The following is an 8892-nucleotide window of genomic DNA, read 5'->3' on the forward strand; positions in this document are numbered from 1 at the left end:
GTGGGGGTCAGTCCGCCGGGGTCAGGGCGACCTCCGCGCTGCCGGAGAGGGACGGCAGGCCGGACGGAGGGGTGTCCTTGTACGAGGCGTTGAAGACGGCCTTCAGGTTGTCCGCGCCGGCGTGGCCGCCGTCGACGAACGTCTGGAACGAGCCGGTGCAGCCGGTGCTCGTCGACAGCGGGTGGCCGTGGGAGTCGTGGCCGAGGATGAACGAGACGGTGACCTTCGAGCAGTCGACGGGCTGGTCGTCGGTGACGTCGACCTTCCAGGTGACGGTGTCGCCCCAGTGGAACGCGGTGCCTCCGTGCGGCGCGGGGTCGGTGGTGAGGGAGACGAGGGGGGCCTTGTTGCCGACGACGACCTGGACGGCGGTGGAGGCCGACCGGCCGGTGCTGTCGGTGACCTTCAGGGTGGCCTCGAAGACGCCGTTCGTGGTGAAGGTGTGCGTGGGGTCGGGCTCGGTGGAGTCCACGGTGCCGTTCGCGTCGAAGTCCCAGGCGTAGCGGAGGGCGTCGCCGTCGGCGTCCTGCGTGCCGGCGGCGGAGAAGCGCACCGTCAGCGGGTTGACTCCGTTGACCACGTCGGCGGTGGCCTTGGGTTCCGGTGTGCGGTTGCCCCGGAGGTAGTCGATGCGGGAGAGCTGGGCCTCGGGCAGTTCGGCGAAGTAGCCGGTGCCGTACTCGAGGACGTAGAGCGCGCCGTCGGGGCCGAACTCGGCGTCGATGGGTCCGTCCGTCCGGATGCCGGGGACGGCGTCGTCGATGGCCAGCACCTCGTTGCGCTTGCCGAGGGTGAGGGCCTTCATCTGGTCGCGGGTCCACTCGTAGAAGAGGGGCTTGTCGGCGAGGGAGGCGGGCCAGCGGTTCTCCGCGGTGTTGTGCTTGTCGTACCGGTAGGCCGGGCCGCCCATGGGGCCGATGCCGCCCGTGCCGAGCTGCGGGAACTGGGCCGAGGCGGCGTAGCCGTAGACGATTTCGGCGTCCGTGACCGGCGGCAGGACGGTGCGTCCGGTGTTGTGCCGCGAGTCGTTGACCGGCGCGGCGCAGTCGAAGGCGCCGGCGGACTTCTGGGTGGCGAAGTCGTAGTCCTGGTAGGGCTGGTCGCGGGTCACGCAGAACGGCCAGCCGTAGTTGGCGGGGCGGTCGACGACCATCCAGCGGCCCTGTCCGGCGGGGCCCCGGTCCGGGCGGGCGGTGCCGGCGTCGGGCGAGTAGTCGCCGACGTAGACCTCACCGGTCCGCTTGTCGACCCCGAAGCGGAAGGGGTTGCGCAGGCCCATGGCGTAGATCTCGGGGCGGGTCTTCGGGGTGCCGGGGGCGAAGAGGTTGCCGTCGGGGACCGTGTAGCCGCCGTGGCGCTTGACCTTGATGCGGAGCACCTTGCCGCGCAGGTCGGCGGTGTTGCCCGAGGTACGGCGGGCGTCGTAGGCGGGGTTGCGGTCGGGGCGGTCGTCGAGGGGGGCGTAGCCGTCCGAGGAGAAGGGGTTGGAGTCGTCTCCGGTCGACAGGAACAGGTTGCCCCGGTGGTCGAAGTCGATCTTGCCGCCGACGTGGCAGCAGAGGCCGCGGTCGGCGGGGATGTCGATGATCTTCTGTTCGGAGGCGTAGTCCAGCGTGTTGCCGGTGAGCTTGAACCGGGAGAGCCGGGTGTAGCCCTTGTACGGGGCGAAGTCCGCGGGCGTACCGGTCTGCGGGGCGTCGCCCTCGTTGACGCCCGGGGTGGCCGGGTCGTCCATGGGCGTGTTGAGGCGGGGCGAGTAGTAGAGGTAGACCCAGTGGTTCCTGGCGAAGTCGGGGTCGACGGCGATGCCCTGGACGCCCTCCTCGTCGTGCTGGTAGAGCCCGGCGGGGCTCTTCTTCATGTCGGCGGCGAGGAAGTTCACGCCGCTCTTCGGGTCGTGGACGCGGATCTCGCCGGTGCGCGCGGTGTGCAGGACGCGCAGGTCCGGCAGCACGGCGAGGGCCATGGGTTCGCCCGGCCGGTCGTTGAGGGTGACCTTCTGGAAGGCGGACGCGGCCGGTGGGGCCTGGGCCTCGTCCGGGGTGGTGGTGGCCTGGACGGGGGTGAGGGGCAGCAGCCCGATGACGCCGGCCAGCGCCGCCGTGCCCAGGAGGGTGACGATCCGTCTGTTGCGCACGCGGAACTCCTTCGCTACTGGTTCGGGGGCGGGGCGTCGTGGTCAGCGGTGGGCACGGAGGGCGGCGAGGTTGTCGTAGCCGATGCGGGCGTACTCCAGCGACTGGCCGGGGACGGTGGTGCTCGGGGCGGTGTCCTGCTCGACCATCGGGTGGTGGCGGTTCTTCGCCCCGACCCGGGTGAAGAAGCGCCGGTAGTCGATGTCGCCGGTGCCGAACGGCACCATGTCGTAGCCCATGCCGCTCTCCGGGTTGATCACGCCGTCCTTGGCGTGGAAGAGCGGGAAGCGGGGCGTGTGGCGGGCCACGAGCCCGGCCGGGTCGAAGATCCGCTCGTGGCGGGAGCCGTCGTGGGCGGTGTAGGCGGGGAACTTGTACTGGGCCACGTGGGCCCAGAAGACGTCCAGCTCCAGGTAGACGCTCCTGGGGTCGCTGACCTGGAGGAAGTACTCCAGCTTGCGGATGCCGGAGCTGCGGGTCGGCCGGCCCTGGGCGTCGAGCGGACCGCCGTCGAGGAGGAAGTCGTAGGCGCTGTCGTGATTGTGGGTGTAGAGCTTGACGCCTTCCCGGGCCGCGAGGGCGCCGAGGGTGTTCCACTTGTCGGCGGCGACGTCCCAGTCGGCGCGGTAGGGGCTGTTGGTGGGGTCGCCGCCGGTGCCCATGTGCTCCATGCCGAGGATGTTCGCGATCTCCAGGGCCTGCCGGAACGCGTCCAGGTCGGCGGGGGTGAGCGGCCAGGAGCCGGGGATGAAGCCGTGGCTGCCCTGGGCGCGCAGCCCGTACTCGTCGAGCCAGGAGCGCATCAGGCGCGCGCCCTCGACGGTGCCGAGGTCCGCGCCGCCGGGTGCGTTGGCGTGCTGGCGGTACCCGGCGAACTCCACCTGCCGGTAGCCGTACCGGGCCAGCTGGCGGAACACTTCGCGGAAGCCGGACGGCAGGTCGGAGGCGAGCGGGTCGCGTGCCACGGCGTCCCGGACGGTGTAGAGGATCAGTCCGCGCTTGTCCGGGGGGACGAGGGCGGAGCGGCCGCGGTCGCCGGAGGGCCGCGGTTCGGTCCGCGCCAGGGCCGGCGAGGCGCCGAAGACGGGGGCGGCGATCGCCACGGCCGCGGTGGCGGTGCAGGTGCTGAGGAAGCGGCGGCGGCTGACGCCGAGCGTGCGGCGCAGCTCGTCGCCGGCGGTGGTCTCCTCGGGGGACGGGGTCACGGCGTTCTCGCTTTCGTCGTCAGGGGTACGGGGGCGTGCCGGGCGTGCCGGAGCACTCGGGGTCGAGCGGCCCGGCGCGGGGCGCGGCGGAGCGGGGTGGGGCGGTACGGGGAGCGGCGCGGCGGATCAGGCGAGGCCGGCGAGCCGCAGGAGGAGCGGCTTCACCTCGGTGGCCGCGGTGCGGCCGGGCAGGGCGCCGGGGGTGGAGCAGAGGATGAGCGGCCCGTCGGCGTCGCTCGCGGGCAGGCGGCCGTGGCTGCCGCGGACGGGTGACGGGTCCAGGGGCACGACCGCCACGCGGTAGCGCAGGCCGGCCTTCTTGCGGGCGACGGCGGCCGCGGCCTTGAGCCGTACGTAGGGGTCCTGGGGGTCCATGAACAGTTCGGCCGGGTCGTAGCCGGGCTTGCGGTGGATCTCGACGAGCCGGGCGAAGTCGGGGGCGCGCGCGTCGTCCAGCCAGTAGTAGTAGGTGAACCAGGCGTCGGGTTCGGCGACGGCGACCAGTTCTCCGGAGCGGGGGTGGTCCAGGCCATGTGCCTTCTTTCCCTCGTCGTCGAGGAGTTCCTCGACGCCGGGCAGGTCCTGGAGGGCGGCGCGGGTGGCCGGGAGGTCCTCGGGACGGCGGACGTAGACGTGGGCGAGCTGGTGGTCGGCGACGGCGAAGGCGCGGGAGGCCATCGGGTCGAGGTACTCCATTCCGTCCTGGGTGTGGACGTCGAGGAGTCCGGCGCGGCGCAGGGCGCGGTTGATGTCGACGGGGCGGCTGACGGGGGTGATCCCGTACTCGGACAGGGCGACGACCGTCCGGCCCTCGGCGCGGGCGTCGTCGAGCAGCGGTCCGATGACCGCGTCGAGTTCGGCGGCCGCGCGGAGCGAGCGCGGGTCGTCGGGGGCGTACCGCTGGAGGTCGTAGTCGAGGTGCGGGAGGTAGCAGAGCGTCAGGTCGGGGCGGCGGGTGCGCATGATGTGCCGGGTGGCGTCCGCGATCCACCGGCTGGAGTCGAGCGAGGCGCCCGGTCCCCAGAACCGGAAGAGGGGGAACGTGCCGCATCGTGCGGTGAGTTCGTCGTGGAGCGCCGGCGGGCGGGTGTAGCAGTCGGGTTCCTTGCGTCCGTCGGCGTAGTAGACGGGGCGGGGGGTGACGGTGATGTCGGTGTCGGCGCCCATCGCGTACCACCAGCAGATGTTGGCGACGGTGTAGCCGGGGTGGGCGCGGCGGGCGGCGTCCCAGACCTTGTCGCCGGCGACCAGGCCGTTGTGCTGGCGCCACAGCAGGACGTCGCCGAGTTCGCGGAAGTACCAGCCGTTGCCGACGATGCCGTGCTCGGCGGGCGGGGTCCCGGTGAGGAAGGTGGACTGGGCGGCGCAGGTGACGGCGGGCAGCACGGTGGACAGGGGGGCGCGCGAGCCGGAGTCGGCGAGGTCGCCGAGGCGGGGCATGTGGTCGAGGAGCCGGGGGTTGAGGCCGACGACGTCGAGGCCGAGGAGGGGGGTCGGGCGTCCGCCGGCCGGGGGTTTCGCGTCGGTCACGGGAGGTCCTTCACAGGAGGTCCTTCACGGGCGGTCCTTGGCGGGTTCCTCGGGGCTCCTCAGGGGAGTTCCCTCAGGCCGAGGTCGGTGAGCAGGTCACGGGCGAGGGTGAGTTCGGCGGCGATGCCGTCGGCGAGGCGGCCGCGGGTGCGGGGCCGCGCTCCGGGCGGGAGGGCCTGCCAGGTGTACGTCTCGACCTCCAGGGGGCGGGCGCGGGGGTGGGCGCCGGGGCCCAGGCGGGCCAGGGTGTCCTTGAGGACGGGGAGCGTGGAGCCGAGCGGCGGGGCGGGCGGGGCGTGCAGGGGGAGGTGGAAGTGGGCGCGCCAGGGGGCCGCGTCGGGCAGGGTGTCGCCGGCGAGCGCTTCGGGCAGGTCGTCGGTGCCGCGGAGTCCCGCGGCGGTGGTCGTGCGGGTCTGGTGCAGGAAGCGCGGTTCGGCGAAGGCCGCGAGCGCGGCGCGCACCTCGGGCCGGTGGGGGTGTTCGGCGTGCAGGGCGGTGGAGAGCTGGGCCTTGGGGACGCGGATGCCGGCGGCGTCGAGGGCGGCGAGCGCCGTGGCCGGGTCCTCGAAGGAGGTCGCGAGGTGGCAGGTGTCGACGCAGACCCCGACGCGGTCGCCGGGCAGGTCGGCGAGCGGTCCGATGGCGTCGGCGGTGGTCTCCACCACGCAGCCCGGCTCGGGTTCGAGGGCGACGCGGACGGACTTGCCGGTCAGCTCCTCCAGCGCGTCGAGCCGTTCCGTCAGGGTGGTGAGGGCGTTCCTGGCGGTGGCGGCGGCGTGCTCGTCGAAGCCGGTGCGCCAGGCGAGCGGCAGGGTGGAGACGCTTCCCTCGGTGACGTCGTCGGGGAGCAGGGCGGCGAGGAGACGGGCGAGGTCGGTGGTGTGGGCGAGGCGCTCCGGCTCGGTCCAGTCGGGACGGTAGACGCGGTGCTTGACCGCCTCGGCGCCGAAGCCCTCGTAGGGGAAGCCGTTGAGGGTGACGACTTCGAGGCCGCGGCGGTCCAGCTCGGTCCGGAGCCCGCGCAGCGCCGCCGGGTCGTCGACGAGGGTCCGGGCGGCGTCGTGGGCGAGCCAGAGGCCGATGCCGAGCCGGTCGCGGCCGAGGCGCCGGCGCACCGGCTCGCAGTGGTCCCGGAGCTGGGCGAGGACGCCGTCGAGGGTCTCGGCGGGGTGGACGTTGGTGCAGTAGGAGAGGTGGACGAGGGTGCCGTCCGGGTGGCGGAAGCGCACGGGCCCCTCCTCATTCCCCGCCGCGCAGCACGGAGTTGCCCTCGTGCAGGGCGTCCGGGGCGGGGACGTCGAGCCGGAGCCGGCCGCTGAGTCCGTAGAAGGCGACGGGGTTGCGCCACAGGACCCGGTCGACGTCGTCGTCGGTGAAGCCCGCGGCGAGCATGGCGTCGGCGACCTCACGGGTCTTGAGCGGGTCGCTCCTGCCCCAGTCGGCGGCCGAGTTGACGAGCGTCCTCTCGGTGCCGAAGGTCCGCAGGACGGCGACCACGCGGTCCGGGTCCATCTTGGTGTCGGGGTAGACGGAGAAGCCGAGCCAGCAGCCGCTGTCCGCGGCGGCGGCGACGGTCGTCTCGTTGAGGTGGTCGAGGAGGGTCCGTTCGACGGGCAGGGCCGACTCGCGGACGACGTCGAGGGTGCGGTGGAGTCCGGCGAGCTTGTCCCGGTGCGGGGTGTGGACGAGGGCGGGCAGGCCGTGGTCGGCGGCGAGCTGGAGCTGGGCGGCGAGCGCGGTGTCCTCTGCGGGGGTCATCGCGTCGTAGCCGATCTCGCCGACGGCGACGACGGAGTCCTTGTCGAGGTAGCGGGGCAGCTCGTCGAGGACGGGCGTGCAGCGCGGGTCGTTGGCCTCCTTGGGGTTGAGCGCGATCGCGCAGTGGTGGGCGATGCCGTACTGGGCGGCGCGGAACGGCTCCCAGCCGAGCAGCGCGTCGAAGTAGTCGAGGAAGCTGGCGGGCGAGGTGCGCGGCTGGCCGAGCCAGAAGGCCGGTTCGACCACGGCGCGGACGCCCGACGCGTACATCGCCGCGTAGTCGTCGGTGGTGCGCGACGTCATGTGGATGTGCGGGTCGAAGATGCGCATCACGGCTCCTCGTTCGGTACGCCGGTCAGGGTCAGGGCGTGGCGGAGGTCGCGGGGGACCTCCCGGCCCGCCGCGGTGCGTTCGGCCGCGAGGGCGGTGAGCATGCGGGCGAGTTCCGCGTCGCCGGCGGCCCGCCGCGCCAGGTCCGCCACGGCGGCCGGCGGTACGCCGGTGAAGAGGCACTTCAGGACGGCGTGCCGCCAGGCGTGCGGGGGCAGGTGCTCGGCGGCGTAGGGGCCCACGGCGGCGGAGACGAGCCGGGTGTCGTGGGTGCGCAGGGCGTCGTCCACGAGGGGGGTGGCCCCGGGGCCGTCGACGAGGAAGGGCAGGGCGAGGAGGACCGCGCGGCGCTCGGGGGCGCTGCCCTCCCGGTACAGACGGGTCAGCGTCTCCGTGTCGGCCCGTGCCTCGATCAGCAGCAGGGTCCGTACGTCGTCCGCGGCGTCCGGGCCGCAGTGCCGGCCGGCGGTGACGAAGCGCGACTGCCAGACGGGGTGCCCGGGAGCGGGCGCGGGCGGTGCCTCCGATGCCGTGGCCGGGTCGGCGGCGGGCGGCCCCTGGGGTGCCGTCGCGGCCCGGGAGGCGTCGGCGAGGGCCTCGGCGAACCAGGCACGGGCCTGGTCGTCGGGCAGCCGGGCCGCGAGGTCCGCCCGGGTCCGGGACGGTGGTGGCGTCAGCATGCCGGCGCTCCCTTCGCGGCGGCCGCGGCCGCGTCGCGGAGGAACGCGAAGGATTCCGCGGCCAGGCGTGGGCCGGCGTGCGCGTGGCGGGGCAGTTCGACGACGGTGAGGCCCTGGTAGCCGGTGGCCGCGAGGGCGTCGAGCACGGCGGGGAAGTCGATCTCGCCCTCGCCGAACGGCAGGTGGTCGTGCACACCGCGCCGCATGTCCTCGATCTGCACGTGCCGCAGCCAGGGCGCCGCCGCGCGGACGCACGCGGCGGGCGGTGCGGACTCCAGGCACTGGCAGTGGCCGATGTCGAGGGTGAGGCCGAGGGGCGGGGGGTCGCCGAGTGCGGCGCGCAGCCGGTGGAAGTCGTCGAGGGTGGCGAGGAGGTGTCCGGGCTCGGGCTCGACGGCGAGCGGCACGCCGGCGTCGGCGGCGGCGTCGAGCACGGGCGCCAGCTCGTCCGTCAAGCGCCGCCAGGCGGTGGCGTCGTCGGTGCCCGGGGGGGTGACGCCGCTGAAGCAGTGCACGGCGTGCGCCCCGAGGTCCGCCGCGACCCCGACCGCGGTGAGCAGCAGGCGGACCCGTGCGGCGCGGTCCCGGGGGTCGGCGTCGAGCAGCGAGGGGCCGTGCTTGCGGCGCGGGTCGAGGACGTAGCGGGCCCCGGTCTCGACGGTGGCGGTGAGGCCGAGCGCGCCGAGGCGTCGGGCGACGCGGGCGGTGCGGGCGGCGAGGCCGGGCGCGAGCGGGTCGAGGTGCATGTGGTCGAGGGTGAGCCCGACGCCGTCGTAGCCCAGGTCGGCGAGCAGCCCGAGGGCGTCGTCGAGGCGGAGGTCGGTGAGCCCGTTGGTGCCGTATCCGAGGCGGAGTCGCCGCCGTTCGCTCATGTGGCGCTCACCTTCCGTGCGAGGGTGCGGGCGAGGGGGGCGAGTCCCAGCACGCCGATCGCGGTGCCGAGGGCTCCGGCACGGGCCGCGAGGGCGGCCTGGAGCGGGATCATGGCGCGGATCCCGCCGCCGACGGCGCGCTGGGTGAGGGGCGGTGACGGGTGGAGCGCGGCGTGGAGGAGGGGCGTGCCGGCGGTGCCGACGTAGAGGGCGGCGGGCAGCAGCGGGACGAGCGCGGCCACGCCGTCCGGCTTCCGGAGCGCGCGGCGGGCGGAGACGGCCCCGAGGGCGGAGGTCGCGGCGAGGGCACCGAGGGGGACGAGCGTCGAGCCGCCCCGTGCCTCGTGCCGGGACACGGCGGTGACGGCGTACGTGTGCACGG

8 protein-coding genes are annotated in these 8892 nt (G+C 74.4%); all 8 read right to left on the reverse strand.

Going from position 1 to position 8892, the window contains the following annotated elements:
- Positions 1 to 7: 7 nt before the first annotated feature.
- Positions 8 to 2137: a PQQ-dependent sugar dehydrogenase gene (locus tag IE321_RS39430; protein WP_190226478.1), complete on the reverse strand. Its 2130-nt coding sequence runs from the start codon at positions 2135 to 2137 to the stop codon at positions 8 to 10.
- Positions 2138 to 2179: 42 nt separating this feature from the next.
- The gene (locus tag IE321_RS39435) at positions 2180 to 3340 is read right to left on the reverse strand and encodes a sugar phosphate isomerase/epimerase family protein (RefSeq protein ID WP_190226479.1); all 1161 of its coding nucleotides are present in this window, start codon (positions 3338 to 3340) and stop codon (positions 2180 to 2182) included.
- Between the two features lie 126 nt (positions 3341 to 3466).
- Positions 3467 to 4870 (reverse strand): alkaline phosphatase family protein, encoded by a 1404-nt coding sequence (locus IE321_RS39440; RefSeq protein WP_190226480.1) that lies wholly within the window; start codon positions 4868 to 4870, stop codon positions 3467 to 3469.
- 59 nt (positions 4871 to 4929) lie between these two features.
- Entirely contained in the window at positions 4930 to 6099 is a 1170-nt protein-coding gene (eboE, locus tag IE321_RS39445) for a metabolite traffic protein EboE (RefSeq protein WP_190226481.1), read from the reverse strand.
- Positions 6100 to 6109: 10 nt separating this feature from the next.
- Positions 6110 to 6958: a TatD family hydrolase gene (locus IE321_RS39450; protein WP_190226482.1), complete on the reverse strand. Its 849-nt coding sequence runs from the start codon at positions 6956 to 6958 to the stop codon at positions 6110 to 6112.
- Positions 6958 to 7638, reverse strand: a complete 681-nt coding sequence (locus IE321_RS39455; RefSeq protein ID WP_190226483.1) for an EboA domain-containing protein — start codon at positions 7636 to 7638, stop codon at positions 6958 to 6960. The genes IE321_RS39450 and IE321_RS39455 overlap by 1 nt, the downstream gene beginning before the upstream one ends.
- Positions 7632 to 8510 carry a sugar phosphate isomerase/epimerase family protein gene (locus IE321_RS39460; protein ID WP_190226484.1) on the reverse strand — a complete coding sequence of 293 codons (879 nt, stop codon included), beginning with the start codon at positions 8508 to 8510 and terminating at the stop codon, positions 7632 to 7634. Before IE321_RS39460 ends, IE321_RS39455 begins: the two co-directional genes overlap by 7 nt.
- Positions 8507 to 8892 (reverse strand): UbiA prenyltransferase family protein (locus IE321_RS39465; protein WP_506417414.1); only part of this gene is annotated, 386 nt, incomplete at its 5' end. The genes IE321_RS39465 and IE321_RS39460, both read right to left, overlap by 4 nt.

The sequence above is a fragment of the Streptomyces hydrogenans genome (assembly GCF_014656075.1).
In the GTDB taxonomy this organism is placed as follows: Bacteria; Actinomycetota; Actinomycetes; order Streptomycetales; family Streptomycetaceae; genus Streptomyces; species Streptomyces hydrogenans.